This window comes from Rhodococcus sp. C26F (genome assembly GCF_053345925.1).
In genome coordinates this window covers 167,124-190,009 of record NZ_JBKFBA010000005.1, presented here as the reverse complement: position 1 = coordinate 190,009, position 22,886 = coordinate 167,124, and the positions used below count along the sequence as shown (strand labels likewise).

The 22,886-nt window shown below is 69.7% G+C and carries 22 protein-coding genes and 2 pseudogenes; 21 read left to right on the top strand and 3 right to left on the bottom strand.

Annotated elements, in window-relative coordinates; all coding sequences use genetic code 11:
• Nucleotides 1-43: 43 nt before the first annotated feature.
• The 3 genes and pseudogenes from ACLBYD_RS09215 to ACLBYD_RS09205 all read left to right on the top strand — a co-directional run.
• Nucleotides 44-1,195, top strand: a complete 1,152-nt coding sequence (locus ACLBYD_RS09215) for a thiolase family protein (protein ID WP_447816176.1) — start codon at nt 44-46, stop codon at nt 1,193-1,195.
• Between the two features lie 148 nt (nt 1,196-1,343).
• Nucleotides 1,344-1,700 (top strand): YciI family protein, encoded by a 357-nt coding sequence (locus tag ACLBYD_RS09210; RefSeq protein WP_060653209.1) that lies wholly within the window; start codon nt 1,344-1,346, stop codon nt 1,698-1,700.
• A 13-nt stretch (nt 1,701-1,713) separates the two neighbouring features.
• A pseudogene (locus ACLBYD_RS09205) lies at nt 1,714-2,898 on the top strand (RNA polymerase sigma factor); the annotation flags it as partial.
• A gap of 44 nt (nt 2,899-2,942) precedes the next feature.
• On the opposite strand, the gene ACLBYD_RS09200 reads toward ACLBYD_RS09205, so the two are convergent.
• Complete coding sequence (locus ACLBYD_RS09200; protein ID WP_447816175.1) at nt 2,943-3,323, bottom strand: DUF1622 domain-containing protein; 381 nt, start codon at nt 3,321-3,323, stop codon at nt 2,943-2,945.
• Between the two features lie 152 nt (nt 3,324-3,475).
• Between ACLBYD_RS09200 and ACLBYD_RS09195 the strand changes: the two genes are divergently transcribed.
• From ACLBYD_RS09195 to aroB, 4 genes are read left to right on the top strand one after another with little or no spacing between them, the layout of a single operon-like run.
• Nucleotides 3,476-4,105 carry a prepilin peptidase gene (locus tag ACLBYD_RS09195; protein ID WP_447816174.1) on the top strand — a complete coding sequence of 210 codons (630 nt, stop codon included), beginning with the start codon at nt 3,476-3,478 and terminating at the stop codon, nt 4,103-4,105.
• 48 nt (nt 4,106-4,153) lie between these two features.
• Nucleotides 4,154-5,341: a chorismate synthase gene (gene aroC, locus ACLBYD_RS09190; protein WP_006551435.1), complete on the top strand. Its 1,188-nt coding sequence runs from the start codon at nt 4,154-4,156 to the stop codon at nt 5,339-5,341.
• A 4-nt stretch (nt 5,342-5,345) separates the two neighbouring features.
• On the top strand, nt 5,346-5,912 hold the full coding sequence (locus tag ACLBYD_RS09185) for a shikimate kinase (RefSeq protein WP_447816173.1): 567 nt from the start codon (nt 5,346-5,348) through the stop codon (nt 5,910-5,912).
• Entirely contained in the window at nt 5,909-7,018 is a 1,110-nt protein-coding gene (gene aroB, locus ACLBYD_RS09180; protein WP_447816172.1) for a 3-dehydroquinate synthase, read from the top strand. The genes ACLBYD_RS09185 and aroB overlap by 4 nt, the downstream gene beginning before the upstream one ends.
• Nucleotides 7,019-7,043: 25 nt before the next feature.
• Here aroB and ACLBYD_RS09175 read toward each other — a convergent pair whose 3' ends face one another.
• Together ACLBYD_RS09175 and ACLBYD_RS09170 are read right to left on the bottom strand one after the other, a co-directional pair.
• Nucleotides 7,044-7,646, bottom strand: coding sequence for a TIGR03086 family metal-binding protein (locus ACLBYD_RS09175; RefSeq protein ID WP_447816171.1), 603 nt, complete (start codon nt 7,644-7,646; stop codon nt 7,044-7,046).
• A gap of 117 nt (nt 7,647-7,763) precedes the next feature.
• Complete coding sequence (locus ACLBYD_RS09170; protein ID WP_254584221.1) at nt 7,764-8,360, bottom strand: B-4DMT family transporter; 597 nt, start codon at nt 8,358-8,360, stop codon at nt 7,764-7,766.
• Nucleotides 8,361-8,435: 75 nt separating this feature from the next.
• Between ACLBYD_RS09170 and ACLBYD_RS09165 the strand changes: the two genes are divergently transcribed.
• The 14 genes and pseudogenes from ACLBYD_RS09165 to coaBC all read left to right on the top strand — a co-directional run bounded on the left by ACLBYD_RS09165 (nt 8,436) and on the right by coaBC (nt 22,777).
• Nucleotides 8,436-9,533, top strand: a complete 1,098-nt coding sequence (locus ACLBYD_RS09165) for a M24 family metallopeptidase (protein WP_447816170.1) — start codon at nt 8,436-8,438, stop codon at nt 9,531-9,533.
• 34 nt (nt 9,534-9,567) lie between these two features.
• Nucleotides 9,568-10,131 (top strand): elongation factor P, encoded by a 564-nt coding sequence (gene efp, locus ACLBYD_RS09160; protein WP_006551441.1) that lies wholly within the window; start codon nt 9,568-9,570, stop codon nt 10,129-10,131.
• On the top strand, nt 10,132-10,641 hold the full coding sequence (gene nusB / locus ACLBYD_RS09155) for a transcription antitermination factor NusB (protein WP_033096596.1): 510 nt from the start codon (nt 10,132-10,134) through the stop codon (nt 10,639-10,641).
• 208 nt (nt 10,642-10,849) lie between these two features.
• Nucleotides 10,850-11,467, top strand: a complete 618-nt coding sequence (gene pyrR / locus ACLBYD_RS09150; protein ID WP_024100783.1) for a bifunctional pyr operon transcriptional regulator/uracil phosphoribosyltransferase PyrR — start codon at nt 10,850-10,852, stop codon at nt 11,465-11,467.
• Complete coding sequence (locus ACLBYD_RS09145) at nt 11,464-12,405, top strand: aspartate carbamoyltransferase catalytic subunit (RefSeq protein ID WP_006551444.1); 942 nt, start codon at nt 11,464-11,466, stop codon at nt 12,403-12,405. Before pyrR ends, ACLBYD_RS09145 begins: the two co-directional genes overlap by 4 nt.
• A gap of 44 nt (nt 12,406-12,449) precedes the next feature.
• Nucleotides 12,450-13,767, top strand: a pseudogene (locus ACLBYD_RS09140) (dihydroorotase).
• A gap of 8 nt (nt 13,768-13,775) precedes the next feature.
• The gene (locus tag ACLBYD_RS09135; RefSeq protein WP_447816169.1) at nt 13,776-14,267 is read left to right on the top strand and encodes a PH-like domain-containing protein; all 492 of its coding nucleotides are present in this window, start codon (nt 13,776-13,778) and stop codon (nt 14,265-14,267) included.
• 117 nt (nt 14,268-14,384) lie between these two features.
• A complete protein-coding gene (gene carA, locus ACLBYD_RS09130; RefSeq protein ID WP_006551447.1) occupies nt 14,385-15,569 on the top strand; it encodes a glutamine-hydrolyzing carbamoyl-phosphate synthase small subunit in 1,185 nt (394 codons plus the stop codon).
• Nucleotides 15,569-18,913 carry a carbamoyl-phosphate synthase large subunit gene (carB, locus tag ACLBYD_RS09125; RefSeq protein ID WP_060653221.1) on the top strand — a complete coding sequence of 1,115 codons (3,345 nt, stop codon included), beginning with the start codon at nt 15,569-15,571 and terminating at the stop codon, nt 18,911-18,913. Before carA ends, carB begins: the two co-directional genes overlap by 1 nt.
• The gene (pyrF, locus tag ACLBYD_RS09120; RefSeq protein ID WP_447816168.1) at nt 18,910-19,752 is read left to right on the top strand and encodes an orotidine-5'-phosphate decarboxylase; all 843 of its coding nucleotides are present in this window, start codon (nt 18,910-18,912) and stop codon (nt 19,750-19,752) included. Before carB ends, pyrF begins: the two co-directional genes overlap by 4 nt.
• 429 nt (nt 19,753-20,181) lie before the next feature.
• Complete coding sequence (mihF, locus tag ACLBYD_RS09115; protein WP_006551450.1) at nt 20,182-20,502, top strand: integration host factor, actinobacterial type; 321 nt, start codon at nt 20,182-20,184, stop codon at nt 20,500-20,502.
• A gap of 64 nt (nt 20,503-20,566) precedes the next feature.
• Nucleotides 20,567-21,118: a guanylate kinase gene (gene gmk, locus ACLBYD_RS09110; RefSeq protein WP_447816229.1), complete on the top strand. Its 552-nt coding sequence runs from the start codon at nt 20,567-20,569 to the stop codon at nt 21,116-21,118.
• Between the two features lie 76 nt (nt 21,119-21,194).
• Nucleotides 21,195-21,497, top strand: coding sequence for a DNA-directed RNA polymerase subunit omega (gene rpoZ, locus ACLBYD_RS09105; RefSeq protein WP_016691680.1), 303 nt, complete (start codon nt 21,195-21,197; stop codon nt 21,495-21,497).
• A complete protein-coding gene (gene coaBC, locus ACLBYD_RS09100) occupies nt 21,494-22,777 on the top strand; it encodes a bifunctional phosphopantothenoylcysteine decarboxylase/phosphopantothenate--cysteine ligase CoaBC (protein WP_447816167.1) in 1,284 nt (427 codons plus the stop codon). Before rpoZ ends, coaBC begins: the two co-directional genes overlap by 4 nt.
• Nucleotides 22,778-22,886: the final 109 nt, after the last annotated feature.

Genomic DNA, 22,886 nt, shown 5'->3' with positions numbered 1-22,886 from the left:
ACGGCCGTCACCGCTGTCGCCTGCGGGTCGAGAGGGAGCAAACATGAGTGCAGTGATCGTCCAGGCCGTGCGTACGCCTGTCGGCAGGAGGAACGGCGGTCTGTCCGGCGTGCACCCGGCACAGCTGTCCGCCGTGGTCCTGAACGCGCTGGTCGAGCGCGCCGGCATCGATCAGTCGGTCGTCGAGGACGTCATCTGGGGCTGCGTGCAGCAGGCCGGCGAGCAGGCCATCGACATCGCCCGCACCGCGGTGCTCACGGCGGGCTGGCCGGAGTCCGTGCCCGGCGTGACCATCGACCGGCAGTGCGGCTCGAGCCAGCAGGCGCTGAACTTCGCGATCGCGAGCGTCGAAGCGGGACACTACGACGTCGTCGTCGCCGGTGGCGTCGAGGTGATGTCGCGGGTGCCCATGGGCACCTCGACCTCCGTCGGCGGGTCGCCCTACCCCGAGTCCTTCCTCGAGCGGTACGACGGGGCGCGGCCCAACCAGGGCATCGGCGCCGAGATGATCGCGGAGAAGTGGGGCCTGAGCCGCACCGACGTGGACGCCTTCTCCGCGCGCTCGCACGAACGCGCCGCCGCCGCACAGGACGCCGGGCTGTTCGCCGATCAGATCGTGCCGGTCACCACCCCGGACGGAACCGTCGTCTCGCAGGACGAGGGCATTCGTCGCGGCACCACCGTCGAGAAGCTCGCCGGCCTGAAGACCGTCTTCAAGGAGGACGGTGTCATCCACGCCGGGAACTCCTCGCAGATCTCCGACGGCTCCGCCGCGCTGCTCATCATGAGCGAGGAGGGCGCCGCGAAGCACGGCCTGACCCCGCTCGCGAAGATCCACACTGCCGTCGTAACCGGCTCCGACCCGGTCATCATGCTCACCGCACCCATCCCGGCGACGGAGAAGGCGCTCGCGAAGTCCGGCCTGTCGATCGACGACATCGGCGTCTTCGAGGTCAACGAGGCGTTCGCTCCGGTGCCCATGGCGTGGCAGAAGGAGATCGGCGCACCCGAGGACAAGCTCAACCCCAACGGTGGTGCGATCGCCCTCGGTCACCCGCTCGGGGGTTCCGGTGCCCGCATCCTCACCGACATGATCTTCCACATGCGCCGCAACAACCTCCGGTACGGCCTGCAGACCATGTGCGAGGGCGGCGGCCAGGCCAACGCCACCATCCTCGAACTCGTCGCGCAGTAGGCCGCACCCGACACCGTCCGCTGTCCACCCGCGATGCCTGAGCGGGTGGGCAGCGGATTTCTCCGCGCAGGTGTCGAATCGGCGCCCTACCGTTCGTATAGAGGGTGAGAGGCCGGAACCGCCGGCCACCGAGGGGAAGGACCCCGCCATGGCGCAGTACCTGCTGAGCATCTACCAGCCCGACGGTGAACCGCCGTCACCGGAGTTCCTCGAACCGATCATGAAGAAGGTCGCGGCGTGGCAGAACGAGATCCGGGAGGCAGGGGTCTGGGTGTTCTCCGGCGGCCTTCACCCTCCGGACACGGCGACGGTCGTGCGCACGGACGAGGGGCGCACGGTGACGACCGACGGTCCGTACATCGAGGGCAAGGAGCATCTCGGTGGCTTCGACGTCATCGACGTGCCCGACCTCGACGAGGCGCTGAAATGGGCGCGCGGTCTCGCCGACGCCACCACACTGCCCATCGAGGTGCGGCCCCTGGAGTTCGGATCCTGCGCCGGATGACCTGCGTACGTCGATGACCGGGCCGTCCACAGCCGACATCGGACGCATCTTCCGTGAGGAGTACGGCCGGGCGGTCGCCGTGCTCACCCGCGTCCTCGGCGACATCGACGTCGCCGAGGACGCGGTGCAGGACGCCTTCTCGACCGCCGTCGAACGATGGCCCGGGGAAGGCATCCCACCGAGCCCGGCCGGATGGATCATCACCACCGCCCGTCGCCGGGCGATCGACAGGGCACGGCGGGAGGCCGCACGATCGGTCAAGCACGCCGAGGCGGACCTGCTCCACCCGACATCCGGCGTCGCGTTCCACCCCGAGGCGGTCGACTCGCCCGAGATCCCCGACGACCGCCTCCGTCTGATCTTCACCTGTTGTCACCCGGCGCTCGCGCCTCAGGCGCGAGTCGCGCTGACATTGCGCCTGCTCGGCGGGCTCACCACCACGCAGATCGCCCGGGCCTTCCTCGTGCCCGAAACGACGATGGCGCAACGGATCTCCCGCGCCAAGCGGAAGATCCGCGACGCGCGCATCCCGTTCCGCATCCCGTCCCCGGACGAGTTTCCCGAACGCCTCGACGCGGTGCGGTCCGTGCTCTATCTCGTGTACACGGAGGGCCACACGACGAGCACCGGACCCGAACTCGCCGACACGGACCTGTGTTCGGAGGCGGTGCGGCTGGCCCGCTTGCTGGCCGGGCTCGTTCCCGACGATCCCGAGACCACGGGACTCCTCGCCCTGATGCTCCTCGGCGAATCCCGACGCGCGGCGCGGACAGGACCCGGCGGCAACCTCGTCCTGCTCGCAGACCAGGACCGCTCGCGGTGGGACCGCGCGCTGATCGACGAAGGGCAGGCGCTCGTGCGGCGCACCCTGCGCTGGAACAGGCCGGGGCCCTACCAGATCCAGGCTGCGATCGCCGCGGTGCACGCCGACGCGCCCACCTTCGAGGACACCGATTGGGTGCAGATCGTCGCGCTCTACGACCTGCTGTTCGCCGCGGACCCCACGCCGGTCGTCGCGTTGCACCGGGCCGTCGCACTCGCCGAAGTGGAGGGTCCCGCAGCGGCTCTCGGGATCGTCGACCGCCTCGACCTCGAGCGGTACCACGTCTTCCACGCCGTCCGGGCCGACCTGCTCGCCCGCCTCGGCCGGATCACCGAGGCGAGCGAGGCGTACACCACCGCCGCGGCGCGCACGGAGNCGCGCACATCTCCTGCGTCGCCGCGACGACCTGCGGGACGCGCTCAGGTAGCCGGTGTCGTGCCGATCGTCGTCTCGGCCTCGGGAACCGAACGCTGCCACGGCCACCGGCCGTCGATCTCCAGCTGCAGCGACCAGCTCAGGAAGGTACGGATGAGCACGATGACCGCCAGCACACCCACCGACGTGAAGGTCGGCGTGACGGCGACGGTCTTGATGATGTCGGCGGCGACCAGGAATTCGAGGCCGAGCAGGATCGACCGGCCGAGATTGCGCCGGTACGGCTCGTAGATCTCCGAACCCGGTCCGCGCCGCCGCGCGGTCGCCGCGATCCACGTCGCCGTCAATGCGCCGATCACCATGACGCCGACTCCGACGACGTCGATGGCCGTGCCCACGTGTTCGAGCAGCGACGAAATCTCCATTCGACCAGAACCTTCCGACCGGAACCGACAGACTCCGGCAATCCTCGCAGGACGATCGCCGCACCGTGCGGCTTTGTCCACAGGAGACGTGCCTGTCCACAGGACCGGGCCGGACACCGTGCGAACGCCCTGCCGGCGAGTGTGGATGGGGGATGCTCCGGGTCGTGGCAGGGGAGACGGTGGGTGGGCTCGCGATGGTGGTTCTCGGCGTGGGCGTGGGAGCGATCGTGCGCGTGGTGGCGGGAAGAACGGCCGGTCGTCGGCCGCTGCCGGGTTCGTGCGAGGCGGCATGCGCGGCAGCCGCACTCGTCGCGGTCTCGATCACCACGGGCGCGGCGGTCGTCGGAGCAGCGATGTTCGGATGGTGGTGCGTGTGCCTGAGCACCGTGGACCTGCTCGTGCGGCGTCTGCCGAACGTGCTGACGCTCGGGGGAGCGGGCACGATCCTCGGCGTGGCCGCGGCGACGGGGCACGGCCGGGCGGCGTTCGCCGGTGCACTTCTGCTCGCGGCACCGTTGTTGATCACCCACCTTGCGGTGCCGCGGTCGGTGGGTGCGGGCGACGTCAAACTCGCCCTCGGACTCGGTGCCGTCACCGGACTCGCCGGCCCCTCGGCGGTGCTCCTCGGTGCACTGCTCCCACCCGTCCTCACCGCAGGTGCGGCCCTGTTTCTGCGGCTCCGGGAGACCCGCCGCGGGGGTGCGCGTGCCGCTCCGCGCGTGCTTCCGCACGGACCGTCGATGTGCGCCGCCGCGGCACTGGCGGCGATCTCGACGGGTTGACCAGGGGCGGCATGTCGAGTCGGCGGACGAACATGGAAGGATGGACCTGTGCTGCGTTGGATAACTGCTGGAGAATCCCATGGTCCCGCCCTCGTCGCGATGCTCGAGGGGATGGTCGCCGGAGTCGAGGTGACGTCGAACGACATCTCGGAGCAACTTGCGCGACGGCGACTGGGCTACGGCCGCGGCGCACGCATGAAGTTCGAGGCCGACAAGGTCACCGTGATCGGTGGCGTCCGGCACGGACGCACGCTGGGCGGCCCGATCGCGATCGAGATCGGCAACACCGAATGGCCCAAGTGGGAAACCATCATGGCCGCCGACCCGGTCGATGCCGAACTGCTCGAAGGTCAGGCGCGCAACGCGCCGCTGACCCGTCCCCGCCCCGGCCACGCCGACTTCGCGGGCATGCTCAAGTACGGCTTCGACGACGCGCGTCCCGTCCTCGAGCGCGCCAGTGCCCGGGAGACCGCAGCACGCGTGGCGGCCGGCACCGTCGCCCGGAACTTCCTGCGCCAGGCGTTCGGCGCCGAGGTCGTCTCGCATGTCATCTCCATCGGCGCATCCGATCCCTATGTCGGCCCCGAACCCGGTGCCGACGATCTCGCCGCGATCGACGCGAGCCCCGTGCGTGCCTACGACAAGGCCGCCGAGGAATCCATGATCGCCGAGATCGAGGCGGCGAAGCGCGACGGCGACACCCTCGGCGGAATCGTCGAGGTCGTGGTGCACGGGCTGCCCGTGGGCCTCGGTTCGTTCGTCAGCGGTGCCGATCGCCTCGACGCGCGACTGGCCGCGGCCCTCATGGGGATCCAGGCCATCAAGGGTGTCGAGGTCGGCGACGGCTTCGAGACCGCGCGTCGCCGCGGCAGCGCTGCCCACGACGAGATGAAGCCCGGCCTCGACGGTGTGCTCCGCTCGAGCAACCGCGCCGGCGGCATCGAAGGTGGCATGACCAACGGTGAGGCCCTGCGCGTGCGGGCGGCGATGAAGCCGATCTCGACCGTGCCGCGCGCCCTGTCGACGGTCGACATGACCACCGGCGACGAGGCCGTCGCGATCCACCAGCGTTCCGACGTGTGCGCGGTGCCCGCGGCGGGTGTCGTCGCCGAGGCGATGGTCGCCCTCGTCGTCGCGCAGGCCGCCCTCGAGAAGTTCGGCGGCGACTCGCTCGCCGAGACCGTGAGCAACATCGACCACTACCTGAAGGGCATCGCGGCGCGGCCGCCGCGGTGATCGCATGTCGCCTCGCCTGGTACTCATCGGCCCGCCGGGAGCGGGCAAGTCGACGATCGGTCGTCGGGTCGCGAACGCGCTCGAGCTGCCGTTGCTCGACACCGACGCCGAGATCGAGCGTGTGACCGGCCGGACCATCCCCGACATCTTCACCCGGGACGGCGAACCGGCCTTCCGGGAGATCGAGGAGGAGGTCGTCGCGCGCGCCCTCGACACCCACGACGGTGTGGTGTCCCTGGGTGGGGGAGCGATCCTCTCGGAGCGCACCCGTGCGCGACTGGCCGGACACACCGTCGTCTATCTCGAGATCAGCGTGGCGGAAGGACTGCGTCGCACCGGCGCGGTCGGCGCCGCCGGAACCAGGCCGTTGCTGGCCGGTGGTGATCCGGCCCAGAAGTACCGCGACCTCATGCGTCGCCGTCGCCCGCTGTACCGGCAGGCGGCGACCATCCGGGTGCGCACCGACGGCCGCAGCCCCGGGCGGGTCGTCCAGCAGGTGCTCGCCAAACTCGAAGCGGCGGACGCCGCGACCAGCCAGACCATCAGCGAGGATCGGAGCCCCACACCGTGACCGAACCGGTACGCATCGACGTCGAGACCGCCCAGCCCTATCCGGTGATCATCGGCCGGGGACTGCTCGGCGACGTCGTCGAAGAACTGTCCGGCACGCGGACCGTCGCGATCTTCCACCAGCCGACGCTCACCGCGACGGCCGAGGCCGTGCGGGAGGCGCTCGCCGAGACCGGCATCGACGCCCACCGCATCGAGATCCCCGACGCCGAGGACGGCAAGGAACTGGCCGTCGCCGGATTCTGCTGGGAGGTGCTCGGCCGCATCGGCCTGACCCGTTCGGACGCCGTCATCAGCCTCGGCGGCGGTGCCGCCACCGACCTTGCGGGCTTCGTGGCCGCGACGTGGATGCGCGGCGTGCGGGTCTACCACATCCCCACCACGCTGCTGGCGATGGTCGACGCCGCGGTGGGCGGCAAGACCGGCATCAACACCGAGGCGGGCAAGAACCTCGTCGGTTCGTTCCATGAGCCCTCGGCGGTCTTCGTCGACCTCGCGACCCTCAAGACGGTGCCGCGCAACGAGATCGTGGCCGGACTCGCCGAGGTGATCAAGACCGGCTTCATCGCCGATCCGGTGATCCTCGACCTGATCGAGGAGAACCCCGAGGCCACGCTCGATCCCGCCGGGACGGTGCTGCCCGAGCTGATCCGGCGATCGGTCGAGGTCAAGGCGAAGGTGGTCGCGGCCGACCTCAAGGAGTCGAGCCTGCGCGAGATCCTCAACTACGGTCACACCCTCGGCCACGCCATCGAGCGTCGCGAGCGGTACCGCTGGCGCCACGGCGCCGCCGTGTCGGTGGGCCTGGTCTTCGCGGCCGAACTCGGCCGGCTCGCCGGGCGTCTCGACGACGCCACCGCCGACCGGCACCGCGCGATCCTCGAATCCGTCGGCCTGCCCACCACCTACGATCCCGACGCCTTCGCCGATCTGCTCGAGGGCATGCAGACCGACAAGAAGAACCGTGCCGGCATGCTCCGGTTCGTCGTCCTCGACGGGCTCGCGAAGCCCGGCAGGCTCGAGGGACCCGACCCGACCCTGCTCGCGGCGGCCTATTCCGAGGTCGCGCGCCAGGGCAAGGCCGACGCGGGAACCGTGCTGCTCTGACCGCCGCCTGGTCGACCGCCCAGTTCTATGCGGGCGGTCGCCACGACGGGTCGCGCCCGGTGAGTCCGATCAGGCGTTCCAGCGTGGGAGCGTCGTCGCCCACCCGGACCGCCGGACCGAACAGGCCGCCCCCGGCGGCGACGCGTTCCTCGTCGGTGATGCTCTCCGCGAAGGCGGTACACGCGGCGATCTCGTCGGGCTCGCAGGAGTACTGCTGTCCCGTGGCCACGGCGAGGTCCCAGCCGTGGACGACGAGTTCGTCGAGCGTGACGAGTCCGGCGACCGGCGCGGGCAGGTCGAGGCCGCCCGCGCGCGTCATGCCCTCCCAGGCTGCGGGGTCGCTCCACGCTCCGCGGAGGTCGCCGAGCCGGTCGGGAACGAGACGCCGCCAGTCCGGCGGCAGTTCGCTCGTGAGCTGCGGGGGAGTGTCGGTGTGCGGGCCGATGTCCTTGCGCGCCGCGGCCGTGAACGCAAGGGACAGGCCCAGCACGTGGTCGACGAGCGCACCGACGGAGGTCTCGGAACACGGTGTGGGCCCCGACAACTGTGCGTCGTCGATCCCCGCCAGGATGCGCTCCATGCGGCGGGTCGCGGGAGTCAGGTCGAGCGTCTCGGTGATGTCGGTCATGGTCGGCTCCTCGGGGTCGGCTACCTCTACTGACCGTCACAACCCGGAAAACTGAGCACCCGCCCCCGGATGTGCGGGGGCGGGTGGTCTCACTGCTGTGGTCTCACTACTCGGGTCTCACTGTTTCGGATCGACCCGCGGGAACACCTCGGTGGGCGAGTCGTCGCTGCGCCAGGCGGGATCGGCCTGCTGCGCGGAGTTCGCGGGAGCGGAACCCGCGGCCGCTCCGACGCCTGCGGGCGCGTGGTGATCGCGGTGGACCGACCAGTCGTCGTCGCGGGCGGCCTTGCGCTCGTTCCGGCGCGCGAAGAACCGGCCCAGCGTCACCGCCGCCATCGCCGGCAGGAACACCAGAAGCACGGTGAACGCGGCACCGGAGGTGATCTCGAAGAACAGGGACGTCACGCCCACCGGAATCGGGGTGACGGTGTCGACGAGCCAGGTGAGGACCCCGCCGACCAGGCCGGTGACCGCACCGGCGGCGAGCCAGCGCATCGTCAGGTCGTCGCCCTCGTCGGCGTCGGGATGGGCGCGGTGGTCGCGGATGCCGTCGAGACCGGCCCAGACGAACGCTGCGACGACCACCACGGCGAAGCCCAGCCAGCGCAGTACCGATCCCTGCAACGGCCACTGGATGAGAGCGGCACCGAGCAGGACGCGCACGACCACGTGGACCAGGGCGAGCCCGAGTCCGCGGAGCAACCAGGGTTTCATGTACCTCAGCGTAACGGGTGGCGAAGCCGACAGTGTGTCCCGTCCCACAGCCGTGATCGCGGTAGGTTGAGCGATATGTCTGCCGACCACGCCTCCCGCCGTCGAGCGCTGCGTGCGCTGCTCGCCGAACGCGAACTCGATGCGCTGCTGGTGACCGATCTGACCGGTATCCGCTACCTCACGGGCTTCACGGGATCCAACGCGGCGCTGATCGTCTCCACCGAGGACGACGAGAACGAGACGCGCACCGTCATCTGCACCGACGGCCGCTACGTCACGCAGGTGGGGGAGCAGGTCCCCGACCTGCGGGCCGTGATCGCCCGGTCGTCGGCCGCGCACCTCGTCACCGAGTTCGGAACAGGTTCTGCGCGTTGGGGATTCGAGAGTCACGTCGTCACGGTCGACGAACGGTCGCGGTGGGACGAGCTCGGCGTGTCCGTCCGCTTCGTTCCCGCTCCCGGGCTCGTCGAACAACTGCGGGCCGTGAAGGACGAACACGAGATCGGTCTGTTGCGCGAGGCATGCGGTGCGGCCGATCGCGCACTGGCGGACCTGATCGCGGCGGGCGGTCTGCGTCCGGGTCGAACCGAGAAGGAGGTCGCCCGCGACCTCGAATGGCGCATGTTCGAGCACGGTGCCGACGGCATCTCCTTCGAGACGATCGTCGCCGCCGGTGCCAATTCGGCGATCCCGCACCATCGCCCGACCGGCGCGGTCCTCGCGGAGGGCGACTTCGTGAAACTCGACTTCGGGGCGCAGATCGGCGGTTACCACTCCGACATGACGCGCACCTACGTGCTGAGCCGCGTCGCGGACTGGCAGCGCGACCTGTACGAGCTGGTCCTGCGCGCGCAGCAGGCCGGACGCGAGGCGCTCGCGCCCGGTGTCGACTGTGCCGCGGTGGACGCCGCCGCGCGCACCGTGATCGCCGAGGCCGGCTACGCCGACCTGTTCCTGCACGGGCTGGGCCACGGAGTCGGCCTCGAGATCCACGAAGCGCCCGGAATCGGCGCCGCGGCGACCGGTACACTTGTCGCCGGTGCGGCGGTGACCGTCGAGCCGGGCGTGTACTTCTCGGGGCGCGGAGGCGTGCGGATCGAAGACACGCTCGTGGTGCGGGAGCATACTCCGGAGTTGCTCACGCTCACCGACAAGACATTGACCGTCGTTTGAGGGCGGTTCCTCGACCCTAGGAGACACGAACCAAGTGGCTGATACCAGTGACTTCAAGAACGGCCTCGTTCTGAAAATCGACGGACAGCTCTGGCAGATCATCGAGTTCCAGCACGTCAAGCCGGGCAAGGGCCCTGCTTTCGTGCGCACGAAGCTCAAGAATGTGACGTCGGGCAAGACCGTCGACAAGACCTGGAATGCCGGTGTCAAGGTCGAGACCGCCACCGTCGATCGCCGCGACATGACCTACCTCTACAACGACGGCACCGACTACGTCTTCATGGACGGCGAGACCTACGACCAGATCACCATCTCGCCCGAGCTGCTCGGCGACAGCGCCAACTTCCTGCTCGAGAACATGCCCGTGCAGGTCGCCACGCACGAGGACGTCCCGCTGTTCGTCGAGCTCCCGGTCACGGTCGAGCTCGTCGTCCAGCACACCGATCCGGGCCTGCAGGGCGACCGCTCCACCGGCGGCACCAAGCCCGCGACCCTCGAGACCGGCGCCGAGATCCAGGTCCCGCTGTTCATCAACACCGGCGACAAGCTCAAGGTCGATTCCCGCGACGGCAGCTACCTCGGGCGAGTGAATTCCTGAGTGTCCGGTAACCAGAAGAAGCTCGGGGCCCGCCACAAGGCCCGCAAGCGCGCCGTGGACCTGCTCTTCGAGGCCGAGGCCCGCGACGTGCACCCCGTCGACCTCGCCGCCGATCGCGTCGAACTCGCGATCGACGACGACCAGGTCGCGCCGGTGCCGGCATACGCGCAGACCATAATCCGCGGTGTCGCCGACAACCTCGACGAGACCGACCGGGTGATCGCCGATCACCTGCACGAATGGACGCTGGACCGCCTTCCCGCCGTCGACCGCGCGATCCTGCGCATCGCGGTGTGGGAGCTCTTCCACGCGACCGACGTGCCGCCCGTGGTGGCCGTCGACGAGGCGGTCGAGCTGGCGAAGCAGCTGTCCACCGACGATTCGCCGGCCTTCGTCAACGGGGTGCTCGGTCAGATCGTCACTGTCGCCGACCAGGTGCGTGCAGCAGCCGCTGCCACCCTCGTCCGGCCGGCGCAGGAGTCGCAGGATCAGGGCTCGGACGAGTCCTGAGTTCGTCACCCTTCTCGGGTGAGCGACGACACGAGGCACCGTGAGCGGGCCCGGTGGGAGTCTTCCCGCCGGGCCCGCTCGCGCATCCGGGCCTGTGTTGCGCTTCACCCGTCATCCGTGCCGGGGCGGACGTCGACGCTGATAGGCTCGACAACTGTCAGGCATCCTTTAACGATCCGTCCAGTGAGGCGGAGAAGGAGGTCGCTGCATGGCCGTGTCCGAGGACGGGTCCACAGCTTCTACCCCCACTACGTCTTCCGGTACCGGCGTGCCGGCGCGTGAGCTGCTCTCCGCTGCCGACGTCCACCGGACGATCTCCCGCATCGCACACCAGATCATCGAGAAGACCGCTCTCGACACCCCCGAGGACGCACCGCGCGTCGTGCTCCTGGGCATCCCCACCCGCGGGATCACCCTCGCCCAGCGCCTCGCCGACCGCATCGAGGAATTCGCCGGCGTCCGTGTCCCGGTCGGCTCGCTCGACATCACGCTCTACCGCGACGACCTCCGCACGAAGCCGCACCGCCCGCTGGAGCGCACCTCGGTGCCCGAGGGCGGCGTCGACAACACCCTCGTCGTCCTCGTCGACGACGTCCTGTTCTCGGGACGCTCCGTCCGCGCCGCGCTCGACGCCCTGCGCGATCTCGGACGACCCCGCGCGGTGCAACTCGCGGTCCTCGTCGACCGCGGCCACCGCGAACTGCCGCTGCGGGCCGACTACGTCGGCAAGAACGTCCCCACCGCGCGCAGCGAGGACGTCCGCGTGCTGCTGACCGAACACGACGGGCGCGACGCCGTCGAGATCTCCGGAGGCAAGTCCCAGTGAAACACCTGCTCACCATCGCGGATCTGACGAAGGACTCCGCGACGGGGCTTCTCGACGAGGCCGAGCGGTTCGAGCAGGCACTGCTCGGGCGTGAGGTGCGCAAGCTCCCCACGCTGCGCGGCCGCACCATCATGACCGTCTTCTACGAGAACTCCACCCGCACCCGCGTGTCCTTCGAGGTCGCCGGCAAGTGGATGAGCGCCGACGTCATCAACGTCTCGGCGTCCAGTTCGTCGGTGAAGAAGGGCGAATCGCTGCGCGACACCGCGCTGACCCTGCACGCCGCCGGCGCCGACGCGTTGGTGGTCCGTCACTCCGCCTCCGGTGCCGCGCACCGGATCGCGCAGTGGACCAACGAATCCGGCTCCGGACCGGCCGTGGTCAACGCCGGCGACGGTACCCACGAACATCCCACTCAGGCGTTGCTCGACGCGCTCACCCTGCGCCAGCGTCTCGGCTCGATCGAAGGCCGCCGGATCGGCATCGTCGGCGACGTGCTGCACAGCCGTGTCGCCCGGTCGAACGCGCTGCTGCTGAGCATGCTCGGCGCCGAGGTCGTGCTCGTCGCTCCCCGCACCCTGCTGCCGGTGGGGGTGGAGACCTGGCCGGTGACGGTCGCCGATTCGCTCGAAGCCGAACTTCCCACCCTCGACGCGGTCATGATGCTGCGGGTGCAGGCCGAGCGCATGAACGGCGGGTTCTTCCCGTCCGCCCGCGAGTACTCGATTCGATACGGACTCAACGCCAAGCGCGCGGCATTGCTGCCGGAGCACGCCGTGATCCTGCATCCCGGCCCGATGCTCCGCGGCATGGAGATCGGCTTCCCCGTCGCCGACGCCCCGCAGAGCGCTGTGCTGCAGCAGGTGAGCAACGGTGTCCACGTGCGGATGGCGGTGCTCTTCCGTCTGCTCGTGGGCACGGAAGGGAGCCTGTCGTGACCCACACTTCCCATCCGGGAGACACAGGAACAGGAGTGACACAGGTGACGCCGCAGGTGCTCATCCGCAACGTCCGCCTCTACGGCGAGGGCGACCCGGTCGACGTGCTGCTCGGCGACGAGCAGATCCTCGCGATCGGTACCGATCTCGAGGCCGACGCCGACGCGGAGATCGTCGACGGTACCGGGCAGATCGTGCTCCCGGGCTTCGTGGACCTGCACACGCACCTGCGCGAACCGGGCCGCGAGGACACCGAGACCGTCGATTCGGGCTCGGCCGNCCGCCGCGGCGCGCGGCGGGTACACCGCGGTGTTCGCGATGGCCAACACCGATCCGGTCGCCGACTCGGTGGTCGTCACCGACCACGTGTGGCGCCGCGGCCGCGAGGTCGGGCTCGTCGACGTCCACCCCGTGGGTGCGGTCACCGTCGGACTCGAGGGCAAGCAGCTCGCCGAGATGGGCACGATGGCCGCCGGTGTCGGTGGCGTGCGGATGTTCTCCGACGACGGCAAGTGCGTCTACGACCCGCTGCTCATGCGTCGCGCGCTCGAGTACTCGGCCTCGCTCGGTGTCCTCATCGCCCAGCACGCCGAGGAGCCGCGGCTGACCGTCGGTGCCGTCGCGCACGAAGGACCGACCGCGGCGCGTCTCGGCCTCACCGGCTGGCCCCGCGCCGCCGAGGAGTCCATCGTCGCCCGCGACGCGCTGCTCGCCCGCGACGCCGGAGCCCGCGTGCACATCTGCCACGCGTCGACGGCCGGCACCGTCGAGCTCGTCCGGTGGGCGCGCTCGCAGGGCATCTCGATCAGCGCCGAAGTCACGCCGCACCACCTGCTCCTCGACGACTCGCGTCTCGAGAGCTACGACGGCATCAACCGGGTCAATCCGCCGCTGCGCGAGAGATCCGACGTCGAAGCACTGCGCCGCGGCCTCGCGGACGGGACCATCGACTGCGTGGCCACCGACCACGCCCCGCACGCCGAACAGGACAAGTGCTGCGAGTTCTCACAGGCACGTCCGGGAATGCTCGGGCTCGAGACGGCGTTGTCCGTCGTGATCGAGACGATGGTCCGGCCGGGCCTGCTGGACTGGCGCGGCGTCGCGAAGGTCATGAGCGAGCGTCCCGCGGAGATCGTGGGCCTCGACGATCAGGGCCGGCCCCTCGAGGTGGGCGAACCCGCGAACATCGTGCTCGTCGACCCGGATACCGAGTGGACGGTGCACGGTCCCGACCTCGCGAGCATCTCCCACAACACGCCCTACGAGGACATGACCCTGCCGGGCCGGGTCACCACCACCGTGTTGCGCGGACGGATCACCGCCCGCGACGGTGCGGTGTTCCCGCGCTCGACCGAAAGGTAGGAACCGACATGGATCGCTTTCTCATCACCGTCGGTTTCCTCGCGCTCTGGGTCGTGCTCGTCCTGCTGATGTGGAAGGGCTGGAAGGGACGCGCCCGACGCCAGCAGGACGCGGTCGGCGAACTGCCGACCGTGCCGGCGGAGCCGGGGGAGCGGCTCGTCGAGCCGACCACCGGTCTGTACGTCGGCAGCACGCTCGCGCCGAGCTGGCAGGACCGCATCGCGGTCGGTGATCTCGGCCACCGCGCCAACGCGGAACTGACCCGATACCGATCCGGTGCCCTGCTCGAACGCGACGGCGCATCCCCGATCTGGATCCCGCAGGACTCGATCCGCGCGATCCGCACCGAACGCGGTCTGGCGGGCAAGGTCATGTCCCAGGACGGGGTGCTGGTCATCCGCTGGCAGCTGCCCTCGGGAACGGAGGTCGACACCGGCTTCCGCGGGGACGACAAGTCGATCTACCCGCTCTGGACGAGCGGGTCGGACGAAAAATCTTGAGACGGTGACGATCACAACGACGATGACGATCACGACGAACAACACGACGATCACGACACGCGAGATCTCAGCCCGTGCGGCCGGCTCTGGTGCGGTCGATAAGAACGGAGACAACGCATGAGCGGCAGAACATTCGGCGGCGGCACGGCTGTGCTGGTCCTCGAGGACGGACGGGTCTTCCGCGGCATCCCCTTCGGTGCGGTCGGACAGACCCTCGGCGAGGCCGTCTTCAGCACGGGCATGACCGGCTACCAGGAGACCCTCACCGACCCCAGCTACCACCGGCAGATCGTGGTGGCCACGGCACCGCAGATCGGCAACACTGGCTGGAACCACGAGGACAACGAGTCCGTCGGCCCCACCGGCGATCACGCCGAGTCCAAGATCTGGGTGGCCGGCTTCATCGTCCGCGACCCCTCGCGTCGCGTGTCGAGCTGGCGTGCCACCGGCTCGCTGCAGGACGAACTCGAGCGGCAGAACATCGTGGGTCTCGCGGGCATCGACACCCGCGCACTCGTGCGGCACCTGCGCACCCGCGGTTCGATGCGCGCCGGCATCTTCTCCGGCGACGCCCTCGCCTGGAAGGGTGACGACCTCGACATCGACGTCCTGCTCGACCGGGTGAAGAGCCAGCCCTCGATGCTCGGCGCCGACCTCGCCGGCGAGGTGAGCACCACCTCCGGCTACGTCGTCGAACCGACCGACGGCGAGGCCCGCTTCACCGTCGCGGCCATCGACCTCGGCATCAAGACCAACACCCCGCGCATGTTCGCCCAGCGCGGCATCCGTGTGCACGTGCTGCCGTCCACCGCGACGCTGCACGACATCCTCGACCTGAAGGCCGACGGCGTCTTCCTGTCCAACGGGCCGGGCGACCCGGCGACCGCCGACGGCGCGGTGCACCTGACCAAGGAGGTGCTCGGCCAGGGTCTGCCCCTGTTCGGCATCTGCTTCGGCAACCAGATCCTCGGCCGCGCACTCGGCCTGGGCACCTACAAGATGAAGTTCGGTCACCGCGGTATCAACATCCCGGTGGTCGAGCACGAGACCGGCCGCATCGCGATCACCGCGCAGAACCACGGGTTCGCGCTCGAAGGTGAGGCCGGCCAGGAGTTCGACACACCGTTCGGTCGCGCGGTCGTCAGCCACACCTGCGCCAACGACGGTGCGGTCGAGGGCGTCAAGCTCCTCGACGGCCGTGCCTTCTCCGTGCAGTACCACCCCGAAGCGGCGGCCGGACCGCACGACGCCGCCTACCTGTTCGATCGTTTCACCCGCATGCTCGAGGGAGAGAAGAACTGATGCCACGCCGTACCGACCTCTCCCACGTCCTGGTCATCGGGTCCGGCCCGATCGTCATCGGACAGGCCTGCGAGTTCGACTACTCGGGCACCCAGGCGTGCCGGGTGCTCCGCGAGGAGGGCCTGCGCGTCTCCCTGGTGAACTCGAACCCGGCCACGATCATGACCGACCCCGAGTTCGCCGACTCGACCTACATCGAGCCGATCACCGCCGACTACGTCGAGAAGGTCATCGCGACCGAGCAGGCCAACGGCACCCCGATCGACGCGGTGCTCGCGACCCTCGGCGGCCAGACCGCCCTCAACACCGCCGTCGCGCTGTCCGAGCGCGGCATCCTCGACAAGTACGACGTCGAACTCATCGGTGCCGACTTCGACGCGATCCAGCGCGGCGAGGATCGGCAGAAGTTCAAGGACATCGTCGCCAAGTGCGGTGGCGAGTCCGCCCGCTCGGCCGTCTGCTACACGATGGACGAGGTCCGCGCGACCGTCGCCGAACTCGGCTTCCCGGTCGTCGTGCGCCCTTCCTTCACGATGGGTGGCCTCGGCTCCGGCATGGCCTACGACGACGCCGACCTCGAGCGCATCGCCGGTGGCGGCCTCGCGGCCTCGCCCACCGCGAACGTGCTCATCGAGGAGTCCATCCTCGGCTGGAAGGAATACGAGCTCGAGCTCATGCGCGACGGCGCCGACAACGTCGTCATCGTCTGCTCGATCGAGAACGTCGACCCGGTCGGTGTGCACACCGGCGACTCGGTGACCGTCGCTCCCGCGATGACCCTCACCGACCGCGAGTACCAGAAGATGCGCGACCTCTCGATCGCCATCCTGCGCGAGGTCGGTGTCGACACCGGCGGCTGCAACATCCAGTTCGCGATGGATCCGCGCGACGGCCGGCTCGTCGTCATCGAGATGAACCCGCGCGTGTCGCGGTCGTCGGCCCTCGCATCGAAGGCCACCGGCTACCCGATCGCGAAGATGGCCGCCAAGCTCGCCATCGGCTACACGCTCGACGAGATCGTCAACGACATCACCAAGGAGACCCCGGCCTGCTTCGAACCGAGCCTCGACTACGTCGTGGTCAAGGCCCCGCGGTTCGCCTTCGAGAAGTTCCCCGGCGCCGACGGCACCCTCACCACCACCATGAAGTCGGTCGGTGAGGCCATGTCGATCGGCCGCAACTTCGCCGAGGCCTTCGGCAAGGTGCTGCGTTCGCTCGAGACGAAGTCCGCGGGCTTCTGGACGGGCCCCGAGATCGAGGGCACCCTCGACGAGATCCTCGAGGAGATCCGCACCCCCACGGACGGCCGGTTCTACCGGATCGCCCGGGCCCTGGAGCTCGGTGCGACCGTCGAGCAGCTCTTCGACGCCACGAAGATCGACCCGTGGTTCCTCGAGCAGTTCGCGCACATCGTCGAGCTGGGCCAGGACGTCCGCAACGCCGAGCAGTTCGGTGCCACCGAGCTGCGCTACGCCAAGCACCACGGCTTCTCCGACCGGCAGATCGCGGCCCTGCGCCCGGCGCAGTTCGCCTCCGAGGACGACGTGCGCGCCCTGCGTCAGGAGCTGGGCATCCACCCCGTCTACAAGACCGTGGACACCTGCGCCGCCGAGTTCGAGGCCAAGACGCCGTATCACTACTCGACCTACGAACTCGACCCCGCGGCCGAGTCCGAGGTCGCGGAGCAGCGCGACAAGCCGAAGGTGCTCATCCTCGGCTCCGGCCCGAACCGCATCGGCCAGGGCATCGAGTTCGACTACTCGTGCGTCCACGCCGCGCTGACGCTCTCCGAGGCCGGCTACGAGACCGTGATGGTCAACTGCAACCCCGAGACGGTCTCGACCGACTACGACACCGCCGATCGCCTGTACTTCGAGCCGCTGACCTTCGAGGACGTCCTCGAGGTCTACCGCGCCGAGTGCGAGTCCGGCACCGTCGCCGGCGTCATCGTCCAGCTGGGCGGCCAGACCCCGCTCGGCCTGGCGCGTCGCCTGAAGGCCGCCGGGGTGCCGATCGTCGGTACCTCGCCCGAGGCCATCGACCTCGCGGAGGACCGCGGCGAGTTCGGTCGCGTGCTCGACGAGGCCGACCTGCCGGCCGCGAAGTACGGCACGGCCACCACCTTCGAGGGTGCGCGCGAGATCGCCGCCGGCATCGGATACCCGGTGCTGGTGCGCCCGTCCTACGTGCTCGGTGGTCGCGGCATGGAGATCGTCTACGACGAGAAGGCGCTCGAGACCTACATCTCCAACGCCACCGAGATCTCCGACGACCGCCCCGTGCTCGTCGACCGCTTCCTCGACGACGCCGTCGAGATCGACGTCGACGCGCTGTGCGACGGCACCGACGTGTACATCGGCGGGATCATGGAGCACATCGAGGAGGCCGGTATCCACTCCGGCGACTCGGCCTGTGCACTGCCGCCGATCACGCTGGGCCGCGCCGACATCGAGAACGTCCGCCGCTCGACGGCGGCGCTCGCGAAGGGCATCGGCGTCAAGGGCCTGCTCAACGTCCAGTACGCGCTCAAGGACGACATTCTCTACGTCCTCGAGGCGAACCCCCGTGCCTCCCGCACGGTGCCGTTCGTCTCCAAGGCCACCGCGGTGCAGCTCGCCAAGGCCTGCGCCCGGGTGATGCTCGGAGAGTCCATCGCCGAGCTGCGTGCCGCGGGCATCCTCCCGGCCGAGGGCGACGGCAGCGACATCCCGCTCGACGCACCGGTCGCGGTGAAGGAAGCGGTGCTGCCCTTCAACCGGTTCCGGCGTGCCGACGGCACGGGCATCGACACCCTGCTCAGCCCGGAGATGAAGTCCACCGGTGAGGTCATGGGCCTCGACGACGACTTCGGAACCGCGTTCGCGAAGAGCCAGACCGCCGCCTACGGCTCCCTGCCGACCTCGGGCACGGTCTTCGTCTCGCTCGCGAACAAGGACAAGCGGTCGATGATCTTCCCGGTCAAGCACCTCGCCGACCTGGGCTTCCACATCATGGCCACCGTGGGAACGGCAGAAGTGCTGCGCCGCAACGGTGTTCCATGCGAGCAGGTCCACAAGGTCTCCGGCGAGGACAAGCCGGAAGGCGCACTCGACGTCGTCGACCGCATCCGCGCCGGCGACGTGGACATGGTCATCAACACCCCCTGGGGCAACGCCGGTCCGCGCGTGGACGGCTACGAGATCCGCAGTGCGGCGGTCGCCGCGAACATCCCGTGCGTCACCACGGTGCAGGGTGCCTCCGCGGCCGTGCAGGGTATCGAGGCGGCACTGCGCGGTGAGATCGGAGTCAGCTCGATCCAGCGGATGCACGCGCGGCTGCGCGGCGTACCCGCCGAACAGGCGTGACACCCTTCGGGCAGCGACTCGCGGACGCTCTCGGGCGCCGCGGGCCGCTGTGCGTGGGCATCGACCCGCACCCGGGGCTCCTCACCACGTGGGGGCTCGGCGACGACGCCGACGGCCTGGCCCGGTTCAGCGAACTGTGCGTCGAGGCCTTCGGCGACACCGTCGCGGTCGTCAAGCCGCAGGTGGCGTTCTTCGAGGCCTACGGCTCCGCCGGTCTCGCGGTGCTCGAACGCACCATCGCCGACCTGGGGGAGGCGGGGGTGCTCGTCCTCGCCGACGCCAAGCGCGGCGACATCGGCTCCACGATGGACGCCTATGCGCGCACCTGGCTGTCGGACGGCTCTCCGCTGTGCTCGGACGCGGTGACCGTATCCCCGTATCTGGGGTTCGGTTCGCTCGCCCCGGCGCTCGATCTGGCCGCCGGAACGGGGCGCGGGGTGTTCGTGCTCGCGGCGACCTCCAATCCCGAAGGTGCCCAGTTCCAACGCGCGCGGCTCGACGACGGGCGCACCGTCGCGCAGGCCGTGGTGGACGAGTGCGCTGCTCGCAACAGCGCTGCCCCCACGGACGGGGCCGCAGGGCTCGGCTCCGTGGGTGTGGTGGTCGGTGCGACCCTCACCGAAGCACCGGACCTGTCCGACCTTCACGGGCCCATCCTGATGCCCGGAGTGGGGGCCCAGGGCGGCACCGCCGACGACGTGCGACGACTCGCAGGCGACCACCTGCGCGCGGTCGTGCCCAACGTCTCACGTGACGTGCTGCGGGCCGGCCCGTCCGTCGCCGACCTGCGGGCCGCCGTCACCCGCACGCTGGACGGCTTCGCCTTCCTGACGGACTGAGACGTTCGACTCTCGTGCCCGGATCGCCACGCGCGGTCCGGGCACGAGTCGTACATACCGCTCGTATGCACTCTGACCTGCGCTCGGAGTGGCGCGACACGCGGAATGGGAAAAAAATTTCTCGGCCCGCCGAAGCGCCGGAACAGCGGGTCGGTGAGCCGGGGAGCCGCCCGACCCGATGCGTCCCCCTCCGTCGTAACAGACACGCGGTGACCTGCGGTTTTTCGCTGTTCGAGCAGTTCGTGGCACTGTCTCGACGCCGATCGGAGGACGCGAGATCCACTGCGGAAGCGGCGTGCACTACCGCACGGATTTTCGAGCGGATCGCCGGGGGGTGGGTTCGCATTCGTCGGTGGTCGTGAGTACGGTCGCTATCGCCGCTGGTTACAGCGGTGAAGACTCGAAAGCCAACGATGAGACGGAGGAACCGTGGCCCTTCCCCAGCTGACCGATGAGCAGCGCGCCGCTGCTCTGGAGAAGGCGGCTGCTGCCCGTCGTGCCCGGGCTGAGCTCAAGGAGCGCCTCAAGCGCGGCGGCACCGACCTCAAGCAGGTGCTCAAGGACGCCGAGAACGACGAGATCCTCGGCAAGATGAAGGTGTCGGCTCTGCTCGAGGCCCTGCCGAAGGTCGGCAAGGTCAAGGCGCAGGAAATCATGACCGAGCTGGAGATCGCCCCGACCCGCCGTCTGCGCGGCCTCGGCGACCGTCAGCGCAAGGCCCTGCTCGCCAGGTTCGATTTCGACGCCTGAGCACGTGGTAGCTGACGCACGACCCGTGACGGACAGCGCACCCGCAACGCGGAGGGGCCGGCTGGTGGTACTGGCCGGACCCTCCGCGGTGGGTAAGTCGACCGTCGTACGCCTTCTGCGGAGCCGGATCCCGGATCTGCACTTCAGTGTCTCGGCCACCACCCGGGACCCGCGACCGGGCGAGGTGGACGGGGTGGACTACCGCTTCGTCGGCCGCGCTGAGTTCGACCGGATGATCGAAGCCGGTGAACTGCTCGAATGGGCCGACATCCATGGCGGCCTGCAGCGATCGGGCACTCCGGCCAAGCCGGTGCTCGACGCACTCGCCGAGGGGCATCCGGTGCTCGTGGAGGTCGACCTCGCGGGAGCGCGGGCCGTCCGTGCGGCGATGCAGGACGCAGTCCTCGCCTTTCTCGCCCCGCCCAGTTGGGAGGTGCTCGTCGAGCGCCTCACCGGCCGAGGCACCGAAACCGACGAGGTCGTCGCTCGCAGGCTCGATACCGCCCGCAGCGAACTGGCCGCGCAGGACGAGTTCGACGTCGTGATCGTCAACGACGATGTCGACCGGGCCTGCGATGAATTGGTATCCTTGTTGGTTGGACCCGGAGCCGACTGATCCGTCCGCGCCTCGAGCGCGTCCGGCTGCCGGTTCCGGCGCCCTCCCATCCCGCGACCTCTCAGGAGAACACCGAGTGAGCAGCATCCAGGCAGCCGCGACCGACCTCGAAGGCAACACCCTTCCGGTCTACGACACCCCCACGGGTATCACCAACCCGCCTATCGACGAGCTGCTCGAGCGCGCCTCCTCGAAGTACGCGCTGGTGATCTACGCCGCCAAGCGGGCACGCCAGATCAACGACTACTACAACCAGCTCGGCGACGGCATCCTCGAGTACGTCGGCCCCCTCGTGGAGCCGGGTCTGCAGGAGAAGCCGCTGTCGATCGCCATGCGCGAGATCCACTCGGATCTGCTCGAGCACACCGAAGGCGAGTGAGCAACCCCGCTTCGAGCGGCGAGGCCGGATCCGTGCAGCGCCGCCGCATCGTCGTCGGTGTCGCCGGTGGCATCGCCGCCTACAAGTCCTGCGCACTGATCCGGGCCTTCACCGAGAGCGGACACCACGTGCGGGTCGTCCCGACGGAGTCCGCCCTCCAATTCGTCGGTCGCGCCACCTTCGAGGCGCTCTCCGGCAACCCCGTGCAGACCGGTGTGTTCGCCGAGGTGCCGCAGGTGCAGCACGTCCGGCTCGGCCAGGAGGCCGACCTCGTCGTCATCGCTCCGGCCACCGCCGACCTCATGGCGCGGACGGTCGCGGGTCGCGCCGACGACCTCCTCACGGCCACCCTGCTCACCGCGCGGTGCCCCGTGATGTTCGTGCCCGCGATGCACACCGAGATGTGGGAGCATCCCGCGACCGTCGACAACGTCGCGACGCTGCGTCGCCGCGGTGCCGTGGTCGTCGAACCGGCGTCCGGTCGCCTGACGGGCAAGGACACCGGTGCCGGGCGGATGCCCGAACCCGACGAGATCTTCAATCTGGCCTCGCTGCTGCTCGAGCGGGCCGACGCGCTACCCCGCGACCTCGCCGGTCGCCGCATCGTCGTGTCCGCCGGAGGTACCCGCGAGCCCCTCGATCCGGTGCGCTTCCTCGGCAACCGGTCGTCCGGCAAGCAGGGCTACGCACTCGCCCGTCTCGCTGCTCAGCGCGGCGCCGACGTCACCCTCGTCGCCGGCAGCATCTCGGGTCTCGACGACCCGGCCGCGGTCGACGTCGTGCGGGTCCAGACGGCCGCGCAGATGCAGGACGCCGTCGCCAAGCACGCCTCGGGTGCCGACGCCGTCATCATGTCCGCGGCCGTCGCCGATTTCCGGCCCTCCACCTTCGCGACCAGCAAGATCAAGAAGGGTGAGGGCGAACCCGACTCCATCGCGCTGACGAAGAACGACGACATCCTCGCCGGTCTCGTCCGGGCGCGTGCCGAAGGCGGCCTGTCCGCCGAGACGGTCATCGTCGGGTTCGCGGCGGAGACCGGCGACGAACACGGCGACGTGCTCACCTACGCCCGCGAGAAACTCGCCCGCAAGGGATGCGATCTCCTCGTCGTCAACGCCGTCGGCGAAGGCAAGGCGTTCGAGGTCGACGACAACAACGGCTGGTTGCTGTCCGCGGACGGTTCGGAAACCGCCCTCGCCCACGGGTCGAAGGCCCTCATGGCCAGCCGCGTGCTCGACGCGCTGGGACCTCTGCTGGCGGAACGCAGCAGAATCGGGTGATTTCAATACTCGCGCCGACGCCTGCGGAGCAGTAGCGTCGGCACTGCGATCGGGTCCTGCCGACTCGATCGGGGAGCGCATGCTCCATACGGTTTGTCCGTCCAGCGCC

Excerpts from the sequence above, each read along its gene's own strand:
- ACLBYD_RS09215 (WP_447816176.1), top strand. The coding sequence starts at position 44 with ATGAGTGCAGTGATCGTCCAGGCCGTGCGTACGCCTGTCGGCAGGAGG.
- ACLBYD_RS09210 (WP_060653209.1), top strand. The coding sequence starts at position 1,344 with ATGGCGCAGTACCTGCTGAGCATCTACCAGCCCGACGGTGAACCGCCG.
- ACLBYD_RS09200 (WP_447816175.1), bottom strand. The coding sequence starts at position 3,323 with ATGGAGATTTCGTCGCTGCTCGAACACGTGGGCACGGCCATCGACGTC.
- ACLBYD_RS09195 (WP_447816174.1), top strand. The coding sequence starts at position 3,476 with ATGCTCCGGGTCGTGGCAGGGGAGACGGTGGGTGGGCTCGCGATGGTG.
- ACLBYD_RS09185 (WP_447816173.1), top strand. The coding sequence starts at position 5,346 with ATGTCGCCTCGCCTGGTACTCATCGGCCCGCCGGGAGCGGGCAAGTCG.
- ACLBYD_RS09175 (WP_447816171.1), bottom strand. The coding sequence starts at position 7,646 with ATGACCGACATCACCGAGACGCTCGACCTGACTCCCGCGACCCGCCGC.
- ACLBYD_RS09170 (WP_254584221.1), bottom strand. The coding sequence starts at position 8,360 with ATGAAACCCTGGTTGCTCCGCGGACTCGGGCTCGCCCTGGTCCACGTG.
- ACLBYD_RS09165 (WP_447816170.1), top strand. The coding sequence starts at position 8,436 with ATGTCTGCCGACCACGCCTCCCGCCGTCGAGCGCTGCGTGCGCTGCTC.
- pyrR (WP_024100783.1), top strand. The coding sequence starts at position 10,850 with ATGGCCGTGTCCGAGGACGGGTCCACAGCTTCTACCCCCACTACGTCT.
- ACLBYD_RS09135 (WP_447816169.1), top strand. The coding sequence starts at position 13,776 with ATGGATCGCTTTCTCATCACCGTCGGTTTCCTCGCGCTCTGGGTCGTG.
- carA (WP_006551447.1), top strand. The coding sequence starts at position 14,385 with ATGAGCGGCAGAACATTCGGCGGCGGCACGGCTGTGCTGGTCCTCGAG.
- carB (WP_060653221.1), top strand. The coding sequence starts at position 15,569 with ATGCCACGCCGTACCGACCTCTCCCACGTCCTGGTCATCGGGTCCGGC.